Origin of the sequence: Dolichospermum planctonicum (assembly GCF_005402965.1) — a bacterium.
GTDB classification, from domain to species: domain Bacteria; phylum Cyanobacteriota; class Cyanobacteriia; order Cyanobacteriales; family Nostocaceae; genus Dolichospermum; species Dolichospermum planctonicum.
In genome coordinates this window covers 25,104-47,429 of the sequence record NZ_BJCF01000001.1, presented here as the reverse complement: position 1 = coordinate 47,429, position 22,326 = coordinate 25,104, and the positions used below count along the sequence as shown (strand labels likewise).

The 22,326-nt window shown below is 37.5% G+C and carries 25 protein-coding genes and 2 pseudogenes; 6 read left to right on the top strand and 21 right to left on the bottom strand.

From position 1 onward, the window contains the following. The first annotated feature begins 160 nt into the window (after positions 1-160). Positions 161-412, top strand: coding sequence for a hypothetical protein (locus FFO06_RS00240; protein WP_137906240.1), 252 nt, complete (start codon positions 161-163; stop codon positions 410-412). On the opposite strand, the gene FFO06_RS00235 is transcribed toward FFO06_RS00240, so the two are convergent. The 12 genes and pseudogenes from FFO06_RS00235 to FFO06_RS00180 all read right to left on the bottom strand — a co-directional run bounded on the left by FFO06_RS00235 (position 409) and on the right by FFO06_RS00180 (position 5,246). After that, positions 409-741, bottom strand: a complete 333-nt coding sequence (locus FFO06_RS00235) for a DUF5615 family PIN-like protein (RefSeq protein WP_137906239.1) — start codon at positions 739-741, stop codon at positions 409-411. The genes FFO06_RS00240 and FFO06_RS00235 overlap by 4 nt on opposite strands. Further along, positions 738-962, bottom strand: coding sequence for a DUF433 domain-containing protein (locus FFO06_RS00230; protein WP_137906238.1), 225 nt, complete (start codon positions 960-962; stop codon positions 738-740). The genes FFO06_RS00235 and FFO06_RS00230 overlap by 4 nt, the downstream gene beginning before the upstream one ends. Before the next feature lie 401 nt (positions 963-1,363). Beyond that, a complete protein-coding gene (locus FFO06_RS00225) occupies positions 1,364-1,804 on the bottom strand; it encodes a type II toxin-antitoxin system VapC family toxin (protein WP_137906237.1) in 441 nt (146 codons plus the stop codon). 536 nt (positions 1,805-2,340) lie between these two features. Continuing rightward, positions 2,341-2,496: pseudogene (locus FFO06_RS21745) on the bottom strand (type II toxin-antitoxin system VapC family toxin); the annotation flags it as partial. Positions 2,497-2,538: 42 nt separating this feature from the next. Further along, complete coding sequence (locus FFO06_RS00210) at positions 2,539-2,784, bottom strand: DUF1902 domain-containing protein (protein ID WP_137906236.1); 246 nt, start codon at positions 2,782-2,784, stop codon at positions 2,539-2,541. Positions 2,785-2,926: 142 nt separating this feature from the next. Further along, positions 2,927-3,361, bottom strand: coding sequence for a type II toxin-antitoxin system VapC family toxin (locus tag FFO06_RS00205; protein WP_137906235.1), 435 nt, complete (start codon positions 3,359-3,361; stop codon positions 2,927-2,929). Next, positions 3,358-3,624 carry a hypothetical protein gene (locus FFO06_RS00200; RefSeq protein ID WP_137906234.1) on the bottom strand — a complete coding sequence of 89 codons (267 nt, stop codon included), beginning with the start codon at positions 3,622-3,624 and terminating at the stop codon, positions 3,358-3,360. The genes FFO06_RS00205 and FFO06_RS00200 overlap by 4 nt, the downstream gene beginning before the upstream one ends. A gap of 158 nt (positions 3,625-3,782) precedes the next feature. Next, positions 3,783-3,992, bottom strand: coding sequence for a hypothetical protein (locus tag FFO06_RS00195; RefSeq protein WP_039201908.1), 210 nt, complete (start codon positions 3,990-3,992; stop codon positions 3,783-3,785). Then, entirely contained in the window at positions 3,979-4,434 is a 456-nt protein-coding gene (locus tag FFO06_RS00190) for a PIN domain-containing protein (RefSeq protein WP_137906233.1), read from the bottom strand. The genes FFO06_RS00195 and FFO06_RS00190 overlap by 14 nt, the downstream gene beginning before the upstream one ends. Positions 4,435-4,633: 199 nt before the next feature. Further along, the gene (locus FFO06_RS22505; RefSeq protein WP_347238698.1) at positions 4,634-4,834 is read right to left on the bottom strand and encodes a type II toxin-antitoxin system VapC family toxin; all 201 of its coding nucleotides are present in this window, start codon (positions 4,832-4,834) and stop codon (positions 4,634-4,636) included. Between the two features lie 5 nt (positions 4,835-4,839). Then, the gene (locus tag FFO06_RS21740; protein ID WP_236097038.1) at positions 4,840-5,025 is read right to left on the bottom strand and encodes a type II toxin-antitoxin system VapC family toxin; all 186 of its coding nucleotides are present in this window, start codon (positions 5,023-5,025) and stop codon (positions 4,840-4,842) included. After that, positions 5,022-5,246, bottom strand: coding sequence for a hypothetical protein (locus tag FFO06_RS00180; RefSeq protein ID WP_137906232.1), 225 nt, complete (start codon positions 5,244-5,246; stop codon positions 5,022-5,024). Before FFO06_RS00180 ends, FFO06_RS21740 begins: the two co-directional genes overlap by 4 nt. A 4-nt stretch (positions 5,247-5,250) precedes the next feature. Here FFO06_RS00180 and FFO06_RS21020 point away from each other — a divergent pair, with 4 nt between their 5' ends. Beyond that, on the top strand, positions 5,251-5,400 hold the full coding sequence (locus FFO06_RS21020; RefSeq protein ID WP_190371482.1) for a hypothetical protein: 150 nt from the start codon (positions 5,251-5,253) through the stop codon (positions 5,398-5,400). Here FFO06_RS21020 and FFO06_RS00175 read toward each other — a convergent pair. From FFO06_RS00175 to FFO06_RS00155, 5 genes are all read right to left on the bottom strand, one after another. After that, positions 5,397-5,795: a PIN domain-containing protein gene (locus FFO06_RS00175; RefSeq protein ID WP_137906231.1), complete on the bottom strand. Its 399-nt coding sequence runs from the start codon at positions 5,793-5,795 to the stop codon at positions 5,397-5,399. The two genes, FFO06_RS21020 and FFO06_RS00175, sit on opposite strands and share 4 nt — an antisense overlap. A gap of 4 nt (positions 5,796-5,799) precedes the next feature. Beyond that, positions 5,800-6,018 carry a hypothetical protein gene (locus tag FFO06_RS00170; RefSeq protein ID WP_137906230.1) on the bottom strand — a complete coding sequence of 73 codons (219 nt, stop codon included), beginning with the start codon at positions 6,016-6,018 and terminating at the stop codon, positions 5,800-5,802. Positions 6,019-6,193: 175 nt separating this feature from the next. Next, the gene (locus tag FFO06_RS00165) at positions 6,194-11,857 is read right to left on the bottom strand and encodes a polymorphic toxin type 10 domain-containing protein (protein WP_137906229.1); all 5,664 of its coding nucleotides are present in this window, start codon (positions 11,855-11,857) and stop codon (positions 6,194-6,196) included. Between the two features lie 5 nt (positions 11,858-11,862). Then, positions 11,863-12,740, bottom strand: a protein-coding gene (locus tag FFO06_RS00160) for an IS630 family transposase (protein ID WP_236097037.1) whose coding sequence is annotated in 2 segments (ribosomal slippage) — positions 11,863-12,335 and positions 12,335-12,740 — 879 coding nt in all. Because the reading frame shifts where the segments join, the coding sequence is not laid out codon by codon here. A gap of 112 nt (positions 12,741-12,852) precedes the next feature. After that, positions 12,853-15,984 (bottom strand): plasmid replication protein, CyRepA1 family, encoded by a 3,132-nt coding sequence (locus tag FFO06_RS00155; protein ID WP_137906228.1) that lies wholly within the window; start codon positions 15,982-15,984, stop codon positions 12,853-12,855. 286 nt (positions 15,985-16,270) lie between these two features. On the opposite strand from FFO06_RS00155, the gene FFO06_RS00150 reads away from it, so the two are divergent. The 3 genes from FFO06_RS00150 to FFO06_RS21015 are packed head-to-tail and all read left to right on the top strand — an operon-like array spanning position 16,271 to position 17,560. Next, positions 16,271-16,957, top strand: coding sequence for a DUF433 domain-containing protein (locus FFO06_RS00150; protein WP_137906227.1), 687 nt, complete (start codon positions 16,271-16,273; stop codon positions 16,955-16,957). Next, positions 16,954-17,385 (top strand): PIN-like domain-containing protein, encoded by a 432-nt coding sequence (locus tag FFO06_RS00145; RefSeq protein ID WP_137906226.1) that lies wholly within the window; start codon positions 16,954-16,956, stop codon positions 17,383-17,385. The genes FFO06_RS00150 and FFO06_RS00145 overlap by 4 nt, the downstream gene beginning before the upstream one ends. A gap of 34 nt (positions 17,386-17,419) precedes the next feature. Beyond that, entirely contained in the window at positions 17,420-17,560 is a 141-nt protein-coding gene (locus FFO06_RS21015; protein ID WP_162501153.1) for a hypothetical protein, read from the top strand. Here the strand turns inward: FFO06_RS21015 and FFO06_RS00140 are convergent. After that, on the bottom strand, positions 17,546-19,180 hold the full coding sequence (locus FFO06_RS00140; RefSeq protein WP_137906225.1) for a Ppx/GppA phosphatase family protein: 1,635 nt from the start codon (positions 19,178-19,180) through the stop codon (positions 17,546-17,548). The genes FFO06_RS21015 and FFO06_RS00140 overlap by 15 nt on opposite strands. 92 nt (positions 19,181-19,272) lie before the next feature. Here FFO06_RS00140 and FFO06_RS00135 point away from each other — a divergent pair, with 92 nt between their 5' ends. Continuing rightward, entirely contained in the window at positions 19,273-20,157 is an 885-nt protein-coding gene (locus FFO06_RS00135; protein ID WP_137906224.1) for a 4-hydroxybenzoate solanesyltransferase, read from the top strand. A 157-nt stretch (positions 20,158-20,314) separates the two neighbouring features. On the opposite strand, the gene FFO06_RS00130 is transcribed toward FFO06_RS00135, so the two are convergent. From FFO06_RS00130 to FFO06_RS21735, 3 genes and pseudogenes are all read right to left on the bottom strand, one after another. Next, positions 20,315-20,464 carry a ribonuclease HepT family protein gene (locus FFO06_RS00130; RefSeq protein ID WP_228036407.1) on the bottom strand — a complete coding sequence of 50 codons (150 nt, stop codon included), beginning with the start codon at positions 20,462-20,464 and terminating at the stop codon, positions 20,315-20,317. A gap of 39 nt (positions 20,465-20,503) precedes the next feature. Further along, complete coding sequence (iscB, locus tag FFO06_RS00125) at positions 20,504-21,664, bottom strand: RNA-guided endonuclease IscB (protein WP_137906223.1); 1,161 nt, start codon at positions 21,662-21,664, stop codon at positions 20,504-20,506. A gap of 230 nt (positions 21,665-21,894) precedes the next feature. Next, positions 21,895-22,107 (bottom strand): annotated as a pseudogene (locus tag FFO06_RS21735) (nucleotidyltransferase family protein); the annotation flags it as partial. Positions 22,108-22,326 lie beyond the last annotated feature (219 nt).

The window sequence follows — 22,326 nt, the reverse complement described above, 5'->3', positions numbered from 1 at the left end:
TTTAGGTAAATTTTGGATCTCGTTCAAATACACAGCGCCATATTTGTCACCAATAAGCACACAAAATAGATTTTACCATAGATAGATCCCTGATTTCTCAAAGGATACTGCTGGCAAATAGGTGGTAAGACTCCTGCTAACCCACCAAAAAGCGAACTGCTTGCAGCAGCGCAACGCTTACGCACCTCCCACATCCCCCAAAAAGCGATTCGTATTAACTTCCAAAACTTTCCCTATTCAGTGCATAGCCGTAGTCTGTCGTATCGATCGCACCTTCCACATCCCAAAAAGCGAACTGCTTGCAGCAGCGCCTCGCTATCGCCCCCCACACCCCAAAAGCGATACCTTAGGTAAGCTTCGCTATCGCACTCCCACATCTCCCGATAAGATTGGCGATCGTACTCCAAGTTAGGTTAAGACCAAAATACTTTCTGTTTCACTGCTGTCAAACTGAATGATTGTGACAAAATTATCTGTCAAAATCTGCACAATTTTTGATGTAGGACTATTACCAATACGAAGAAAAATAAACTTAGGCGGATGACCATAAAGTAAACTACGTTGATGAAAATCAGAGTCTTTGGAAACAATCACAAAACTATTCGCTTTAGCATATTCCCATATAATTGCATCATCAGTATTTATCAGTGCTAAAGTCTTAACGTGTGCTGAATCGGGATATAGATCAATAATTTTATTAATAATCCGATCTGACAGATTTTCATCTAATAGCAGTTTCATAGTGCAGCGACAAATAACTTTTTCTCTCGATCAGCAGCAAAAGATAGACAGGCTCTAATATCTTCAGATGTCAGTTCTGAAAAATCTTCGAGAATTTCTGCTTCTGTCATACCACCTGCTAGATATTCCAAAATATCGTACACGGTTATACGCATTCCCCGAATACAGGGTTTTCCACTGCGTTTTCCTGATTCAATGGTAATAATGTCTTGGTAATTCATAATTAAGCTCTTCTTTTGAATCTTCAATCATTATATCCTAAGTTTTTAACCCAAACCCTCTAAAAAGCGATTTCTAGGTCGCACTTCGCTATCGCTCTCCCAATATCCCAAAAAGCAATACCTACGGTAAGCTTCGCTAACGCACTTTCCACATCCAAAAAAAGCGATTCCTAGGTCGCGCAACGCTATCGCCATTCCAGATCCCCAACAGCGAACTGCTTGCAGTAGCGCAACGCTTACGCACTTCCAGTATTTACTAAAAAGCGAACTGCTTGCAGCAGCGCTTGCGCTATCGCCCTTCCCACATCCCCCAAACAGCGATCCCATTTCCACATCCCCAAATGCGATCAACCTCTATAATTTACTATAGCTAGATATTGTGAATTTTGAGTTTAAACCAGCTATTTATATGATGGAACTTCTACTAACTCAGCAATGGAATCGCCAAGACGGAGAAAATGTTTCCCATTAAGAGTTAAGATTTTATCCGCTTCTATTTTTAAAGCAGAATAAGCGATTAAACTATCATAAATTGCTCCTCCCGTCAACCCTAAATTGACCATATTTTCTGTAGCTTGATAATAATCATCTTCAGTTAAAGAAATAATCTGAAATTCTTTGAGATTTTCCTGAATAAGCCTCTGAGTGATTTGAGGTGAAAAACGAGGTTGAGAAGGAAAAGAAGATATAACTGAGAACAATTCGGCTAAGGTATGAGTAATTATAAATCCTTCAAGTGAGGTTTTCACCTTTTCTAGCCATGACCAACAAGGAAAATGATGAGGATGTTTAACTAAAATAGCCGCAACTAAAACTGATGTATCAAATAATATTTTGACCATGAAATTACTTGATTCATTCTTTCATTTTTGAGTTCTTCAATTATTGAATTAGCATCTGTTAATAATTCCACATCCGAGACTAATACATGACCTTCATAGTAAAGTGATGGTTCTTCTTTGATGGGTTTTAAAATTAGTTTTCCGTCTTGAACTTATAATGATAGTTTGGATTCATTATTTAAACCTAACTGTTGTCTAATAATTTCAGGAATTTGCAGATGTCCTGATTGATTTAAGGTGACTAATTCCATAGTGTTTTTTCCAAAAAAGAGTAACTGTTTGTATTATAGCAGCGATCGCACCTCCACATCCCAAACAGCGAACTGACAAGTCAGCGCTTGCGCTATCGCCCCCTCAATACCAAAACTTAGTTTAGGATAGTGATTTGATAAGAGGTTGAGTAATAATTTTTCTGTTTTTAGCTACCTGTTTTTTCCTTAAATCTTGACAAATTTCATGCAAATCATAATTAAAAGATTTAGCGTGTTCTTCTCGAATTTTGTAAATTTCTTCTAATACTTCATCTTTCTACATAGTTAATCTCCCATAAGTTCATAAGGTGTACAAATTGTTGGTAGTTCATATCCAGATTGAATACTAATTTATGAGAGTTTTTTCTGGATTTGTGCGTTAGCAATATGTTTACAGTTCCATGTTAACAAATAATCTACTTGATAAACAGTGGCTAAGGCAAAAGGATTTTCTTAAGTTCAGGAGTAAATGATTTTGCCATATCACACATTCACTAGGATTTTACTAATCCGTTGACTAATGATATCGATTGAAATTTCTTGACCTGAATCACCTGAGATCACTTGATTCAGTTCTAAAAGCTCTGGAACCATAATCATGAGCTTCTGCTCTAGATATTCTAAAGAACTAGCTTCTGTTATTAAACCGGGTACATCTTCACTAGAGGCAGTCCAGACTTGAGCCTCTTCATCCCAGAAAGCATGGACTTTTAAAGATAATTCACTCATAAACGTACACCATGACACAACGATCGCATCCCCCAATTATACCTCCCATCCCAGGAACGATCGCTCTCAATAATTTATGTTGCCCCAATCGCCCCCACATCCCAAAAAAGGCGATTACTAGGTCGCGCTTCGCTATCATTCTCTAACGTTGTAAATCTAAATACACTCTTTCAAAAGGCTGTTTTCGATAACTGCGGTAAATATCAAAATCACTATCTAATGTAATAATTGATGAAATATTGAGCCGTTCAGAGATAGTAATTAATGACAAATCAGCAAAATCCCCTGGTAAGTCTGCATACTGTTGATTAAGTTCTCTAATGCGAGTAAAATCTTCTGGTATTAGAGGAATACAACGATAAAGTTTTTGAGCTAAATCATTGAGAAATTCATTTTGTGTCCGATAATCTCTACTCAAAAGATACATCACTTCGGTCACGCAAGGAATAGTTGTAATCAGTTCACTTGAACATTGTTCAAAAAAGTTACAAACGGATTTATGATAATTATCTTGCACGCTGTAGTAAGCAAATAAAATACTGCTATCAGTAAGAATAATAGGAGGATAATCATTCATTGATGATATTTTTGATGGCGGTTTTGAATATGCTCTGCAACGTCTTTTTTACGATTTTCTCGTAATGATAAATTAGGAGCAGCATCTTGTAATAGGTTTTCTGGATGTTTTCCTCGTCTTTGAGCTAGGGTTTGACGAGGTTTTATGGTTTGCCAATGTTGATAAATTAGTTTTTTTAGCAGTTCTTCAGAGGTAGTATTCTCTTGAGTAATGATTTCTGCTAGGTATGTTTCCGTTTCTCGATCTAGCTTGATAGATATCATTTTTGTTTTTTGCAATGGACTTATACATTTTATGTTCTATTATACCTCTAAAAATATGATCGCTCTCCCTCACATTCCCAAAAACCGAACTGCTTGCAGCAGCGCTTCGCTTACGCACACTCCCACATCCTGAACAGAAAGGCGATCGCATGAGCTAATTAATCTTGCCAATTTTCTTTTGCTCTAGCAAAAATTTCATCTATAGTTTGATCTTTATATATTGTGCGAGAGATTTCTACATAATCAGTAGGCGTTTTGTGTAGTAAGTTCAAAAAACGTATAGCTGCGGCTGAACCAAGAGACTTATACAGAGCATTTATACCTTGTACTCTAATTTCTGTATCATCCATAATATTATTGATTTTCATAATTTTCATTCTTCCTAATATAGTCAATAGGGTTCATGATTGCTATCTCTAGCTGTAATTTTTGAGATTGCTTCCTCAAACTTTCATCACAAGTCAAGAAAAAATCAGCTTGAATATTAACAGCACAGGCCAAGTGTAAAGCATCTTTACTTGATAGGTTAGCCGACTGCTGAAATAAACGGGCTTGTTCTACTATTTCAGTTTTTGGAGCTACCTTTATTTTACACAAACTGATCATGCCCAACACTGCATATTTACGATCAATGAATGGACATAATTCGGTTTCATCTTGGTGCATAAAAGACCAAACTAGAGTTACCTGTTCTGTTTGAGCTTGAGTAAATATCTCTTGGCAAGCTACAGCCTCCATTTGGATTCTAACTTGTCTTGGATCATCAAAGCCACGCTGAAAGCAGTTATAGTCTAGATAAATGAGAGTCATGTTTCATGTTTAGCCACTGTACTACTGCTTTTTATATTACTGGTTATAGGGATCGCATTCCCACATCCCAAAAGCGAACTGACAAGTCAGCGCTTGCGCTATCGCCCCTGACATCCCTAAAAAGCGAACTGACAAGTCAGCGCTTGCGCTATCACACTCCCACACCCCAAAAGCGATCGCTAATTTCACAAGATGATAATTACCAAATCACGGAGCATTCGTAACTTTTAAAAACGGAGTCACGGCTAACTAATGTTGCATTTTCAACTTTGGATTGAGCTATAAGCATTCTATCAAAGGGATCTTTATGGTGCAGTGGTAAAGTTTTTAATTCCAAAATATGAGGAAGTGTTGCAGATATTAACCTGATATTATTTCGCTCCCACTGAATCTTTAGCATAAGTTCTAGATCGTCTCTGAGAGCAAAGCAAGTTTGCCTAGCTGAATTTTGATTTGCATTTCCCATAGACTGACAACGCTAATAATTACTTCATTATCAGGATCTTGAAGTAAGTGTATTGTGCTTTTAGGAATACACTCTGGATCGCTATGCCACCACATGAAAGCATGAGTATCAAGCAACAATTTCATGATTCTCCTAGCCAAAATTCATCGGGTAATGGATCGTCAAAATCAGCAGTAAATATGCAAGATCCTAAACCAAGTCCTGCTTGGCGTAGCTGTTTGGATGAGGAGTCTTGAGACTTTTGATTAATCTTTATTTCTACCCATTGCAATAGTTGTGTAGCTAGTTGGATTTGCTCCTGAATGTCTAAATTTTTAGCTTCGTTTAAGAGTTCTTTTAATGGCATATAGTTGGCTACCTTGCAAGATACTACTGCAATCATTTTAGCGCGATCGCACCAATTTCTAAAACCAACGATCGCCCCTTACATCCCTAAAAAGCGAACTGCTTGCAGCAGCGCCTCGCTATCGCCCTCCCATTCCCCAAAAGCGATCGCTTAGAGAAAAGGATTAATAATCTGTAATCCTTCCACTGTAAAACCGTGTTGCATATCCTCTGAATAGAGTTGATTCACATTAACTGATAGTGCGCTGGCGATAATTAAACTATCCCAAAATGAGAATAAATATTTTGTTCTTAATGTGGATGCTGTTAACAATATATTCAAATCAAGTTCAATGATATGATGAATTTGATAAAAACCTTGAATAAGATTTTGAATTTGATTTTCAGAAAAATTTCCTTTTTTGATTAAGTTTACACAAACTTCATTGATTACCTGAGTACTTAAATAAAGTCCTGTTTGTGTGGCTAGATGGTTAGCAATTTGATGTTTTCGGATATCTTGACTCTGATTAAGTGCATATATCCAGATATTTGAATCTAAAAATGTCATTTTTTTATTCGTTTTCGTAAATTCCTTCTCGTTTCATTGGAGTTAATTTTTCTATATTTAACGGATGTTCTAATAAATATTGGAGGTAATTTACAGACTGTTCAGAAGTGTCTTGTTGAAGAGTGACTTTAACTATATTGGGTTGTTTTAACTGTTGTTGGTACTGTTCGGGAATTTTGATCATCCCATTTTCAATAGTGGTTTGAAATTCTACTGTAATCATATCTATTTTCCTAGTCTTTATTTGCTTGTTAGTTCTATTATACCTCAGTTTATTTCCTTTACCATTCCTGAAAGCATCAAAGCGATCGCCCCTCACATTCCCAAAAGCGAACTGCTTGCAGCAGCGCTTGCGCTATCGCACCCCCACATCCCCAAACAGCGATCAAGTTTTCACATTAATCACATCCACAATCACGACCAGCACCTCCAGCGCCTCCTGTTAATCCGCCAATACCAGCACTTCGTTCAGGGAATATATTCCCGACTGTTCGGACTGAGGCATTAGATGGAATAGATGTATTAGGAACTAAATATTCTCTCGCTCCACCTGATGTGTAACCACCTTCGATATATTTGTTGTTTACTCCAGGCGCTCCAGAATAAGTTCGTTTAAGACCATTCGGAGAAAACTCAATTACTGTAAAACTTCCTGTCTTGGAAGGATCAATTCCTAATCGTGAAGCAATTTGATTTGCATTTAAATATTTAATATCCTCAGCAGCAGCTACAAAAACCTCTGGATTACCTGGTTTTCCTAGTGTTGTAAGAGGTGTATTACTAGGAACAACTCGTGCTACCGTATTAGGAATGCCAGTTCTTCGTCCTAATTGTAATAATTTCCCTGCTTTACTTGCTAAACCCGCTCCTATTGCTCCTGTTCCAAAATCAAATAGAGCGTCATTTAAAGAATAACAAGATCCAGTAAGCTTTGATATAGCATAACCAAATAAGACACTTGTTGCTCCACCGATAAGAAGATTTGCAAACTCACCGCTAGGATCATTGGAATATATTGGACTATTCCCTACATAACCAAATAAGTTAGTGTTCCCACCATTAAATCCAATCGGATCTTCACTCAAAAATCTTCCCGTAGCTTGGTTATAATACCGCGCACGGTAATAATAAAGCCCAATCTCCTGATCAAACTCTCTTCCCGTAAACAGATAACGAGTATCAATAGCAGGATTACTTTCAGAAATTACCTGACCAAAGGAATCATAAACAAAATGATTCACCACTGCACCGCTATTATTCACCAAATCCCGAATCGTTCCCAAATGATCAGTTAAATGCCAGACCACATTACCAGCACTTTCCTGTGCCAAAACCTGATCAACACCTGCACCATGCAGATAGCGTTTATCTAAAACAGGCTGATTTGCACCCGCACCATCACTATCTACAAACTCTAACAGTACATTCTGTCCATCATAAATAAACTGTGTCACCACTGCGGGGGTTATATCTTGAGGGTTGGTATCTACAGATTTAGCAATGCGGCGATTGAAAGCATCATAGGTGAACTCAACCCGTTGCGTCTCGTTACCTTCAGCGTCCTTATCAACCATAGCCACTAAGCGGTTACGATAATCCCAGGTCAACTCTTGCACCTTACCAGTAGCAATTTCTGTCTGCTTGGTTAAATTCCCTTCGTTGTCATACTCATAATTATATTTACCATCAGATAGTAGGCGGTTGCCTTGACCTGTTACATACCCATTCCCGTGAATATTTGAGGTGATCCGGTTGCCATTTGCATCGTAGGTGTAAGATTCATCTGGGTTGTTAGCATTACTGTGATTAGCACCTGTTAACTGGGCGCGATTATCGTAGGTGTAATCTGTCGCGCCATCAACATCAGTAATTTTAGTAATGCGACTCGCTGCATCATAAACATAGTTATGGAAAGCGACATTATTTGTACCGTTACTGTGGTTTAAATTCGTGAGACGATTGAGAGAATCATAGGTGTAGGTTGTGCCATTGACTAACTGAGTTCCTGTGAGGTTAGCATAGCGATTAATTGAGGTATATTGTCCAAGAGAATTGTAAGCAAAATCAACTCTTTTATCACTGACATTATTACCCGATTGAGTTAATTTAGTCAGGCGATTTAAAGCATCATAACTGTAGGAGTTATTGCCACCTGCCACATTATTAATCCTGTCAGCAACAGAGAGAACATTGCCTACTTTATCGTAGGAGTAATTAAGGACAACATTAGAAAAACCAGGAGTACCAGCATTATTTACAGACAATAAACGATCTCTATTGTCATAATTAAATGCTAAGGAACTAAACTTATCATTAACCGCAGTTTGGTTACTAGCTTTGTCGTAGCTGTAATTAATTACCTGATCAGTTCCTACCCATTTTTCCTGATTTAGACGATTGATGTCATCATATTTAAACTCAGTTCGGCGATTATTGCGGTCAGTTTTCGCAATCAAATTATTAACGGGATCATATTGATATTGAGTAGATTTTCCTAATGGGTCGGTTTCATTAATGAGGCGATCGCGTGCATCATAAGCAAATATAGTCTTATTATTTACAGGATCAGTAACAGAAGCCAGATTATTACTCAAATCGTAAGTAAACTTAGTGCTACCCAAATCAGGAGCGATTGTTTCAATCACCCGATTCCGAGCATCATATTTATTTTCAGTTTCATTCCCTAAAGGATCAACCACTGAAAGTAAATTACCCAAAGAATCATAACTATAGCTGGTCTTTTGGTTGAGTGTATCAATATTTTCAATCAACCGATTCAACTTATCGTAGGTATTCTGATTCACATTACCTACAGCATCAGTAGTTGATATCAAATTACCATCAGCATCATAGCTATAGGTAGTAATCGGAGAAGTTAAAGGACCATTGCCATCGGGGTCAGCTTCAATAATTTTCACTAACCGATTCAGTGCATCATATTCAAAGGTAGTGCGATTACTATTTTCATCAATAATTGCGGTTTGATTACCTGCTAAATCATATTCAAATTGGCGTTTAGCTTCGTCTGCTGTTCCCTTAGCGTAGATGATGGAAATTAAACGACCATTCGCATCATAATCACTATCAGTAATCCGTCCTAGAGGGTCAGTAATCAGGTCAACTAAGCCATTATTTGTGTAGGTAAATTGGGTAATAATATCATCATTGCCACCAACTTCACCCACTACCTGAGTTAGAGATAAAAGATTACCGTTATTGGGATCAATTTGATAAAGAGTTTGATGACCAAGTTCATCAGTCATGCTGGTGAGTTGGTTAAAAGTTGGATCGTAAGTATAGCGACGAGGTGTACGTTCAAAACTTATTATATTTTTAATTAAGTTTTGATTATCTGTCACATCATTTGTAGTCAGGAAAAAGTTGGTATCAAACATAACGGTTAGTTTGCCACCAAGAGCGTTAGGAAGATCATTGTCATCAAAGTAGAGTGTACTACCCCGATTTGCATTATCTACTGTCACAAATTGCCCTGTTCCTGGATTTGTCACACCTCCAGTTGCTACCCCTCCATAGGTGACATTGCCATCAGAAATCAGATTAGGACTATTAAAGGGCGATAAAACTTTTTGTACAAAAGCAGGTTCAACAAAATTCAGTGAACCACCACCAGCTAATTGAATCAGGTTTAAAATAGAATTATTGCGAGTAGCAAAATTGTTATTTTCACCTACTAATAATAAATCCCCTCCTCCCCGTAAGAATCCTAAATAAAGTGCTTGATCTGCTTCGCTTAGTGGATATGCATTGTCAACTCTATTATCTATAACTTGAGTGAATCCAGTTAAGGTATTGGGTACTGTATTAACAATTGTAGTTGTAATGCCAGCTTCTTCAAGTAATCCTTTTATAAAAGGTGTTCCATCAGTATTTAGACCATTACTGATAATTAAAGCATTTCCACTAGGAGAAATAAATGCGAGCGAATCTTGAATACTCAAGACATTACCATTATCATCATAAGTAAATGATGTAACGTTACCTCTGGCATCTGTTTGTCGAGTAACCAGATTATGTTCATTCCGTTGGACAGCAGGTAATAAACCAACTTCATCAGAAGATGATACTATTTGCCCGGCTTGATCAAGATTATTGACTATTTTCTTACCATTAGCATCTGTATAGGTAGATGCAGCATTTCCCAACTGAAAGGCAAGAGGCACATTTACGGGATCAATAGTTTTATTTGGTGCATATAAACCTTGCACTTGTACAGGATCAAAATCTAATTCTGAACCATCTTTACGAATAGCTCGATCTGCTCTTCCTGCAAAGTCATAGAATGTCTGTTCTTTATTTCCTCGCTTATCAACCTCAGAAATCATTAGATGATTAGGGTCATATTCCCAAGTACGACTTGTACCATCGGGATCTGTAATTTTGATTAAATTACCATTAGTATCGTAGGTTAATTTAGTGCTACGACCAGCAGGATCTGTTATTTCTGTAATTCTATTATTGCTGTAGGTAAAAGTAGTTTCTAAACCTACCGGATCAACCATTTTCATTAACCGGCGATTTTCATAGACATACTGAGTTTCATTACCAATGCGATCGCGCATTTTTGTTAACAGATTTTCCCCATTGAAACTATAAACGGTTTTATCTGTCATCGTGCAGCGGAAAGTACCATCATTTAAACGTTCTAAGGTGGAAAAATCGCCTACTGGTGATTTATAGCTATTATCTGCTTTCTTTTCAAACAATAACTCACTACCATCACCATCAATAATAATTACTGAATTATCAGCATTAACAAATATTTCCTGTAAACCAGCTAATCCCCAACCACTACCAAAAGCACTATTTACAGTATTAATATGTAGGAATTTACCCTTACTGGTAGAAGTAGAACCATTCAACTGATTATTATTTAATCGCATTAATCCAGTGGTTAAATCATAATCATAACGACCTGAATCTAAAGTTCTCAAATCTGCCTGTAGTGCAGCATCAATCTTCCCACCACCATTAGGAATTGACCAGAAATTTTCCCCGCCATTTAAGCCAAATTGACCTCCAACAAAACCGGGTACTTCTAACTTAAAATCACCCCGTTTAATTGTTAATTCAGCCATCAATCTCAAATTAGAATTATTCGGCACATTGTTATAACCAAAATGCAAAATTGGTCTAGCATCTGCTCGTTCCGAATCATAACGTAAACTGATACCGCGATTAGTTCCTAAAGATTGATAAGGTACTAAATCATGGGTTTCTATCACCGCCCCTGAGTGTAATTCTACTTCGGAATTTCCTGGTGCTGTAGCTTTACATTCATCACAACCATCATCTGGGTTGCGGTCATCAGCATCAGGATCATTAGGAGTTGGTGCAGGTGCTGCGAAGAAATGCCAACTACTATTACGAATACCACCACTAATGGTATTAATTACAGTTCCATCAGCACTAACTCGACCCTTACCCACATTATCAAACAATCCTGTTTGGGGATTAATAGACCATAAATCCATTTCTGTACCAGGCGCATATCCAGCGAGATTTGGTAAACTCAAAGGTGCAGGAGTATTAAATCTCATTTCTCCTGGTTGAATTGTCACCACCAAATCAGGACGCAGATTTTCTGGTAATGCGGCCGGAGTAAGTTCTGTGGGAACTGTGGTAATACTTAATTGTCCTGTATAGGGTTGATTTTGTTGATCGAATAAAGTATTAGCAGCAACTACTACTGCTGAACCCTGTATAGCTGCACTGGTAACAGTTTGAGTAATTGTTGGGTCAATTGTTTGGGCATTACTAATATCAATTGGTGGTAAATAAATGGGACGATCAATAATATTTTTCACATTGGTATAAACATCATGTCCCAACAGTAAAGGCAGTTTTTCCGCAATAGATGGATAAACAATATTATTGACCTGTTGACCTGGTTCAATAATCAATGCTGCATCAGCAGATGGTACTTGATTTAAAGTCAAAATAAATGAACCATCTGCATTTGTGGTAGTAGAAATATCACCGATTTTAACTTTCACCCCAGCCAAAGGTTGTTGTCCAACATTTTGAATTATAGCTGTAGCCAAGTTAATTAGGACGCTGCTTGCTTGAGAACGATTTCCATTGCGTCACGTAAATTGTCTGATGTGGATAAAAGCTTACGAATTCTACTTTTCAAAGTAGCCCAACACTTTTCAATTCGATTAAGATCAGGTGAATAAGGCGGTAAGTAAACTAACTGACACCCAGCCTCTTCAATTAATTGAGCAATCCGACCACCACGATGAAAGGTAGCGTTATCAACAATCACCCACTCACCGGGACGTAGCATCGGAATCAAACAAGTTTCTAGCCAGGTCTCAAACACTGTACGATTACACGCCCCTTCGACTGTAAATGGCGCAATTATTTGCCCTTCTCGATAGCCAGCAATCATGTTGATACGACCTTTGCGCTGACCTGATTTGAGGTCATAAAAGCGTTCCCCGGCTGGGGAGTATCCGTAACCGTAATTATCGCGTTCATCCATGCCAGACTCATCAACATATACTAGATGGGGTTTATAGGGTTTTTCAGTTGCGCCAAGAACGCTGACCGCTTGGCTTCATCTCGTTGAATATATCCGTATGTTTTTTTTTTACGAGTATGTCCTATCTTTTGCAATGCTCTAGAAATTGTGCGTTGGCTAATATCTCCTTCCCATAGCTGTGCCATTTCACTTTGGGTTTTATCCCCATGCTCTTTCACAAAGGTGCGAAACTTCTCCCCATCCTTGATTTTACCGTTCTGCGGCGATGTTTTTCTCTGTTTAGGTTTGATATCACCCGTTTCGGCTTGACGCTTAAACCACAAGTTAATTGTGTTGCGACTGATATTGAACAATTGGCTTGCTTCACACTTCTTGAGACCGTCCAATTCGATCGCCTGCATTACCTTTTGCCGAAAATCATCACTATAAGGTTTAGCCATTGAAATGAGGTAGACGCTATGGGAACTCTTATAGTTTATGTCCTAATCTTGATGGCTATAGCTATACAACCCCTCCCCAACTCTCCCCTTGCGAGGAGAGGGTGGGCGAGTGCTATTTTTGTACCTCACAAAGTTGAAATCTGCTGTAATTCATAAGTACAGATTCATATTCATCCCTTCTAGACAAATCCACAATTTCACGTTCGTGATTATGCAAAGAAGTCAACATCAAATCATCCCGGTTTTGCCAAATTGCAAATATTTTTTCTCTACCATCATTTAAAGTTTTTAAATCAATTTGATAACCAGCATTTACTTGTTTTAACTTCAACCCCAATAAACCCAAAAGTCGGTTTAATATCTTAATTCCTGAAACAGCTTCTTTACCTCTAACTAAATCAATATCTAAAGCGCGTTTAATGTGTTTACTACTTTGCATAGCTACATTTTTCAACCACATTAAATCAGGATCATTTTCATTAAATACGCGCTGTAATTCCAGAAATTGTAGCATTCCTAAAGCCCGCATAGCTTCCACCTTGAGTGTATAAGTTTTTAAATCTGGGAGAAAAACTTTACCTTCACCCCAAAATAATTGCTGATTCCATTCTTGCTGATCTTTAACATGAAAATATTCACTTTCATGAGTGAGATAATAATGAATTAATAATTGTCCATAATATCCTTTTTCATCCTGTAATTTCAGTTGGGGAGTAACCACAATTCCATACCTTTGTTTGAGGATATACTTATTAACTTGATGACGTTCTTCATGGGTGAGAGAATGTTTAGTTAATAGCTCTTCATATTCGATATAACCAATATCCTTAGCATTAGCCACAGAATTTGCGTTTGCTAGTTGATTTTGCTGTTTAATGTCTTTGATTTTGCCTTTAATTTCCTTGACTTTTTGACGACTTTGCGCCCAATCTTTTTGAACTTTGACAATTTCCAAAATTAAGCGTTTACGGTTTTCTAAATCACTAGGTTCAGTGGCGAAAAATGCCAAGCGTAAATCACGCAGAATGTTATTTTGTACTTCATCACTTCGCATTTGAATTTGATGTCCATCAGTTATCAATCCTTCTTGCATTGATTGACGATAGAGACGAATAGAAGCATTAACTCTTGCAGATAATTTTGCCCAAGTACGTAAATGAATGGGATCATAAACTAAAGGTAAATCCACATCTATTTTATGCAATGGACTTAGTAAAGCTAGGTTTTCCTTTTGATTTTCTTGATACCAATGAGATAGTAAACGATAATTTGTACTCCCACTTCCAATTAAGCCAATACCCCGTTTAGCACACCAAACAATGCGGGGAACATCATCCCTGACTCTTGCTAAGGCTTGACGGGCTTCTGAGTCAGGAATCACCCCTTGAAAAATACCATAAACTCGGTCAAAATGTTGAACATCAATACTAATTCCTGTTCCCAAACTAGGGGTAACAAAAACAGTATGATAATCTGTAATTTTCTGATTAATAGCCGCTATAAAATCAACGGCTGCGTGACCGGGTGTATTAGTGGTATGACTGCTAATTACTAAGGTTTCGGGAAATTCTTTTTTGAGTTTTTGCAACCGTTCTCTTAAATAATGCTCAATAGTTTCACAACTGTAACGACCAGAACGACTATCGGTGGTTACATAGCATTTACGTCCAGCAATTAGATCTAATTCTAATTGATGAATTAGAGGTGTGGGATTAGGTGAATCATAAAAAGTTGTATCCCAACCTTTTTCCGGTTTCCATTCATTGACAACTAGCCAAGGAGTTAATTTAATTCCTGCTAAAGTCTGTAAATACTCTAAAGATACATCTGATAAATCGGCATCTTGGGCAATTATTAAACCTCCATCTGTGATCACTGTAGAAATTAATTGTTGGAAAACTTGGAGAATTTTAACTCGTTTTTGTTTACAGGTTTCACTGTTGAGTAAATGCCATAATGATTGTTCAACTTCATCTAAAATTAATATTGCTCCTCGCCAATCTTCAGGTTTTAATTTCCAAATTGAATCTACACACAATCCTAAAGATGGTGTAATTGGTAAAGGATAAGTAACGGGTAATTCATCAGATTCTATACTCCATGTTTCATGTTCAATTCCCCATTTAATGCCGATTTTATCACATAAGAACCTTCCTAAGATGATTCTATGGGTAATTAATAAAACTGGTTGATTGCGGCTTTTTGCTTGTTGAACAATCCCTTGTAATGCGGTGGTTTTACCTGTACCTTTGGCTGATTTTACTCCCACTAAGCCAGATGTGGGAAAGGGAATTTTTTCCAAATAGGGACAGTTAACAGTAATTGCAGCGGGAATTGTTAACTCTGTGTGGGGTTTGCTTTTGGCAATGTAAATATCTAAATCTACACTTTGACGATAAATTTTATCAAATGCTATTGCTCCTTTGGCAATGATAAATTCATCAACTCCTTTTTCTTTTCCTGGAAGTTCTACAACTTTAACATGACAATTTTGTTGTTGCAATAAACAACCTAGTTGGGAAATGGCATTATTGACGGCGGCAATTTTTTTCTGTTGAGTTTCAAAATCAAAACAAATATGAAAGTCGCGTTTTGTGTTTGTGAATGCTGCTAAATCAGGTATTAATTGCCGACTGGTAACTTTGCCAAATTCATCTTTAATAACTCGATAACCGCTATTAATACCAGGAATAGCAATAGCAACGTATCCTTGGGTTAATAGTGCTGCGGCTTTTTTCACACCTTCACAAATGACAATGGATATCTTGTTTTTAATTACCCATTCCCAAAAACCTTCGGCTTCACCGTCATCATTGATGGTGATTTTTTCCGGTATTTCTAAGTTGTAAAGTTGTCCAACTTGTTGCCAAATTTCTAAAGATATGCGTAAACAAAATATGCGTGTGGCTGTGCTGGGAGGGTGTTCATATTTGATTGATTTACCTTTCTGGTTTTGTCGCGGTTGGTTGGGTTTAAAACATCCCCATTCCATTTTATGCCAATTGTTGAGGGGATCTAGTCCAGAACACCACCAACCACCTTCGGTAATATGGGTATAACGCTGTAACCATGCACTTTTAATCATCCCTGTGTTGGTGCGGGGGAGTTTGTCAGAAATCAGCAGGTATTCATAAGCATTTGTGCTTTGAAGCGATTTAAAGTTTAAACAAATTAAGTCTAAATTTATACCACTGCTCTTGACTAATTCTTCAAGGTGTTGCGGATGTAAAGAATGCAGATGCATAAGCTGAAGCAGCTAAGGAATATAAGGAAATTAAAACTTTAACATGACTGGGTTGATTTTTTATAAAATAATTTTCTAAATTTAAGTGTTATTTTTTTAACTTTGTTTATATAAATACTTCTGTGAATATATCAAGGTTTGGTTTTAGCCATGAAACTGTAAAAATAATAAATTTGTATTATAATTATATATACATATAATTTTTACTTATACGTATTGGCTATTCTTAGTCAGATAGATTTTATGATATAAATGATAAACATGAAAATCTCTGGTAGGTACATTTATGAAAAACCTTTATGGAGAAACTGATCCTAGAGATATTGCCATCTACTCCATTAGTGATGCTGCAAAATACTTACGTATTCCGGTAGGTACAATTCGCTCTTGGACAGTTTCAATCTCAAATGGTTCTAATTTCTCAAAACCACTAATTTTAACTCAAGATATTAAACCTAAACTCCTTTCATTTACTAACCTCGTTGAAATTCATGTTCTTAGAGCTATTCGTAAACACCACCAAATGCAACGAGACAAGGTAAGAATAGCTCTTGATTATATTGAGGAGAAGTTTCAAGTATTACATCCATTAGCCAGTGAAAAATTCTCAACAAATGGGGTTGACTTATTCATAGAAAAATATGCTTCTTTGTTTAATGCCTCAGAATACTGGCGAACAGATTTGAAAAGCACTTTCAATACTCATTTTCAACGCATTGAGTTTGATAAAAATGGATTTGCTATGAAACTTTTTCCCTTTACTGCTTCTCAAGAGGAAAATAACCCCCGCATTGTTGTAATTGATCCTAGAATTGCTTTTGGTCGTCTTGTGATTGCTGAGACAGGAATTCCTACCACTGTTTTGGCTCAAAGATTAAAGGCTGGTGAGTCAATTCAGGATCTAGCTTGTGATTATAAATGCGATCGCCTGAAAATTGAAGAAGCTATCCGCTGTGAACTACCTGCTGCATGAGTGAACCTGAATCAATTACCTTTTTTACTGATAGGTGCTTAGGTACAGGAACTGTTCCAGAAAAACTGCGCCATGCAGGTATTCAAGTTGAAATTCATGATCAACATTTTGGTCAAGGCACTCAAGATGTAGACTGGCTACCAGAGATAGGTCAAAGAGGCTGGGTTGTTTTGACTAAAGATGATAGAATCAGCAGAAACAAATTAGAAAGAATTGCTGTTGCTCGCGCTCAAATAAAAATGTTTATTTTAACTTCCCAAGGTTTAAAAGGGGAAGAAATGGCAGAAATATTTATCAAAGCAACTGAACAAATGCAAAGATTTGTTCGTAAGCATCCTGCTCCATTTATTGCTAAAATTTCTCGTGATGGCAAAATAACGTCTTGGAAAGACAGTCAGATGTTATTGGCAGAAATGCAGCAGTTTTAATTAAGTTTTAATTATATTAATTATAATATTAACAATGTCTAAATACTATAAAGCTTATAAAATCTCTCAATTAGCTGATTTCGTCCCCCTGTCGGTGGGCATTGCCCACCCGACAATACTAAAAATTTGTCAGCTATCATTTATGATGCTCATAGCAACTTTATCTATTCATTAATTTTGCCACAAATCTTAAACCAAATTCTTCTTCAAAAACTCCTTTTTTGTAATCTAAACTCCACATTTCTAACCCACATTCATCTTCAATTGATGAGGGAAATATCAACATCTTAAATTCTTGAAAATTGGGCTGATATTCACATTGAATATGAGCAATAGCACCTATTTGTCTTCTGTCTAAAGCTACTGCTAATCTTAACATCGCGCTGAGTTGATTAACCATTGTCCGATGTTCTTTGTGGAGTAGATTTCGATAGTTTTCATGCTTTTTCTTGGGTGGAGATTTGCGGTGATAACGGGCTATATTGGCGATAATTTCAATTTCGGTTTCGTTATATCCCAGTAATTCACTATTTCTGATTAAGTAGTATGAATGTTTATGGTGTGCTGAATGTGATACGTGATGACCAGAATTGTGTAAAACCGCAGCAGCCCATAATAATTGACGTTGATTTGCACCCCAATTATGTATTTGCGCTTGAGTTTGATCAAATATACTGAGGGCAAAAGCGGCTACACGATCGCCATGTTCTAAATTAGTCTGGTATTTTTTTGCAGTTTTTAATACACTGCGTTGACGAATGGAACTTTGAAACCTCAGCCTGTTATCAATGAATCCGTGAGCCAGCATCCAGTCTACAATCACACCTTCCCGGAGCGATCGCTCACAAACTGTTAAGGATTCTAAGCCTAACAAGGTCATAGCTTCCTGTAAAATTACTGCTCCTGCAAGTATTACTTCTGACCTTTTTTCTGGCATCCCCGGAATGGCAGCCCGTTCTATATTAGTCATTCTACGTAAGCGAGTTACCCAGGTGCGTAAATCCTGGAGACTGAATTGATACCCATTGAGAGTGGAAGGAACAAGGCCTAATTTTTCCCGTGCGTGAATGGTAGCAATGGTTTCTATTGTCCCGGATGTACCGATTAACCGGGGAAAATCGCCAATTTTCAGTTTTCCTTGCACCTCTTCTACAGAACGCTCTAACATTCCCCTAGCGTAAGCCTGTAGGTACTTAAATTCGGTTTCGGTGATCGGATCAGATTTGACTAATTCCCCGGTTAAGCGCACTGCGCCAATTTTGGTACTGGTGAGACTCCGGGGTTCTTCACTGTCTCCTAAAATCAATTCTGTTGAACCACCACCAATGTCAATAATGATGTGCGGTTGGTTATTAAATTCCATCCCCGACAATACACCTAAATAGATGCGACGGGCTTCTTCTGGTCCTGAAATCAAGTCAACGTTTAAACCTACTTGGGTTTCGATTTGGTGGAGAAACTCTTTACCATTAGGAGATTCACGCACAGCACTAGTCGCAACTGCAACTATACTGGTAACACCTAAGCTATAAGCAAGGGTTTTAAATCTGCCCAAACAGGCGATCGCTTTAAGCATCACGTCTGGTTTTAATTCGCCAGTAATTAAATTGCGATCGCCTAATCTTACGGTTTCTTTTTCCCGAGCAATCATGGTAAAAGATGGTAAAGCGGCTTCAATTTTCACTATTACGATATGTAGAGAATTTGTACCAATATCAATAGCCGCAATCATCTGATTTTCTGGAACTGATAGACTGGTGATATTTTCCCAGTTAGCCGAGACTAAATTCAGCATCTTGTTGTTCTTGTGAATAGATTAATAGGACTGTAGAACAAATAGCAAATAACGATATTCTATAAATGTAAAGATATGTTAAATCAGCAAATATGTTAAGGACACCAAAAACCAACCAACAACCATTATGGCTGACAATTACCCTACTACTACGGTGGAATAAACCTGAAGGTAGATTAATTCTCATGATTCCCGCATTGTGGGCGGTGTTTTTGGCTGCTGCGGGTAAACCACCTTTACCCCTGGTGGGAGTGATTATCATCGGTAGTATCGCTACTAGTGCGGCTGGCTGCGTAGTTAATGATTTATGGGATAGAGATATTGATCCCCAAGTAGAGAGAACACGCAACCGCCCCCTTGCATCTCGCGCCCTTTCCGTTCAAATTGGTATAGTGGTGGGGATGGTCGCCCTGGTCTGTGCTGCTATTATCGCCTTTTATCTTAACCCTTTAAGCTTCTGGTTGTCTGTAGCAGCCGTTCCTGTTATTGTACTTTATCCTGGCGCAAAACGGGTATTTCCCATTCCCCAATTGGTACTTTCTATTGCTTGGGGTTTTGCGGTTTTAATTAGTTGGAGTGCCGTTACGGCTAATATTACAGCACCAACTTGGTTACTTTGGGGTGCGACGGTACTATGGACTTTAGGATTTGATACTATTTATGCTATGAGCGATCGCCAAGATGATCAACGCATTGGTATTAATTCTAGCGCGTTGTTTTTTGGTAAATATGCCCCTACAGCGATCGCTATTTTCTTCATTGGTACTATTATACTTCTAGCTGGAGTAGGGTTATTAGTTAATTTACACAGTGCTTTTTGGATCAGTTTAATACTGGCTAGTATGGGCTGGATTTGGCAAATTATCCGCTTACAAAAGCCAGAAATACCTAATTCTGCTTATGGGGAAATGTTTCGTCAAAATGTCTGGATTGGTTTTGTAATTTTGGCAGGAATGATTATTGGTTTTTTGTCATAAAGGTCAATCAAACACAAAATAATTGACATCCTCAAGATATCAGATCACCCTCTTTCAAGAAAGACTAGCCAAACCCCTAATTATAGCGTTATGCACTTAAATAAGGTAAATCATAGTCCCCTCCTACCTTGTGGGGAGGGGGTTGGGGGTGGCTTTCTTATATCATTTGATTTCCAAATTGCGAATTACAGCATCTTGAATCATCTTGGTTTGCATAAATTCTTTCTTCTTTACCACCTTTTGTATATTCCTCTATCCGTTCAATACATTCTTGAATATTACTTAAATATAAACGCTCATCTTTCACAACGGTACAGCTTCACCTAATACTTTATCTCTAATTAATTCATTGTGCATACGAATAACCATCCTTTGCGTGAATGCGTTTACAAAACTTATGTGATATTCCTTGAATCAATCCATTTTTAGTAGAAATATTGAAACTACCAGTTGAACGAATAGCCACTTTTCCCACATAAGTACCAATCTTTTTACCCGTGGTGACAACTGCTTTAGCGATATCGCCAGTTTGAAAACCAAAATGTATTTTTTCTCTCGGTACGTGCCTACTCGGAAAACCGTATTTGTCAGTTCGACAAGATTGTCTAGAACCGTGTCCGTTGGCTGTAATTAACAATGGCTTAACACCTTTGATATTGAGAATTGGAGTTGATTTACCAACACAAGCTGCGTCAATCCAGTGCGTTTTCTCTAGATTTTGCTCACTTCTATTAAACTTTGTTAACCCTCCTGAACCTGTTTCTACAGGTAATCCAGTTGCTTTTAGAACTTCTAGTAATGCAGTACGAGTTGTGTTTACTGCGGCTGCATCAGCCAGCGGTCTTTTGGCTTGCTTCAAGATTTTTTCTAACTTTAAAGGGTCTTTTTTGAGAAAATATTTGATGTCTTTCGTTCCCTTTTTGGTGTTACACTTTTCACAACTTAAAGTGAGATTTGTAATTGAATTACTACCACGCTGATATTCCTTACCTTGAATATCAGGATTAGTCATTAACTGCATATTAAACCTGACTAATTCTTGACTAATAGCCTCAATTGGTGCGAGTTTACGCAATCTTTCAACCCAAGTTTTGATATTCTCAATTCGACTTTGTAGGCTCGGCGCTAACCATCTTTCTGGACGGGTTCTATTCAAAAACCTTGGTTGTCTGTAACGAGTTTTTCTTGCACGTCTAGAACGTCTTAATTGGCTTCTAGAAGTTAAAGCATCTCTAATTGCAAAGCCTCTATGTTTTAATTCAGCAGCAAATACAACTTCGCCAGTTGAATCATTAACTAATACCATTCCCGTGAACTTTGCACCAGGGTCAATCTTTAATCTTAGGAGTGATATTGGTGAATCTGAGCGAGATTCTTTCAAGATAATTGTGAATGGGAATTGCCTATAAATTGCTGCTTTTTTGCTTCTCAATAACTGTCTAGCTTGCGCTGAATGAATTGGGTTTAATGGCGTGAAGTTGGTATCTAAAACAAATACTTTGGACATAAAATAAAGTCCCTCTTTGCGGGTAATGTTAGCCTGGACAAAGATTTAAAGGCTTTTTACGCTAACAGCACTGGATTAACCCAATAAGCCTGTTTAACTGTTAACCTCACCAGCTACAAACTGGCTACGTATTTGTAGGTGAGATGACCTGAAAATCGTAGTGATTTAACACTTAGTCGGGTAAACTCTGGGCTTTTAAAGCCCCCACTTACCCTCAGGGAAGTGGTGGGTAATTTACGTAAATTATCAGGTTCAGCAATATCCACTTTTCGTCCTAGCAATGCTGCTAAATCCTGCATTAAACCAATATAATCAAATAAACTACTTTGTGGTTTAAGTTCTACTAAAAAATCTACATCACTATCTGCTGTTGCTTCACCTCTAGCGACAGAACCAAAAACCCGCAAATTATCAGCACCATATTTAGTGGCAATCTTTAATATTTATTCTCGAAATGGTAGTAATAATTCTTTAATTCCCATTTAATTCCCATAATTTATTTTTGAGAAACCTTAACTCTCTCTATTTTATGATATTACATCAGGAGTTGTCAATATAAAGATGAGATTTAGCAATGGATAAATTTAGAATAATACCGGAATATTATCAAAAAATATTGAATGAAATGAATATGTTTGATATTATGTCAGGATTTAGCAAAA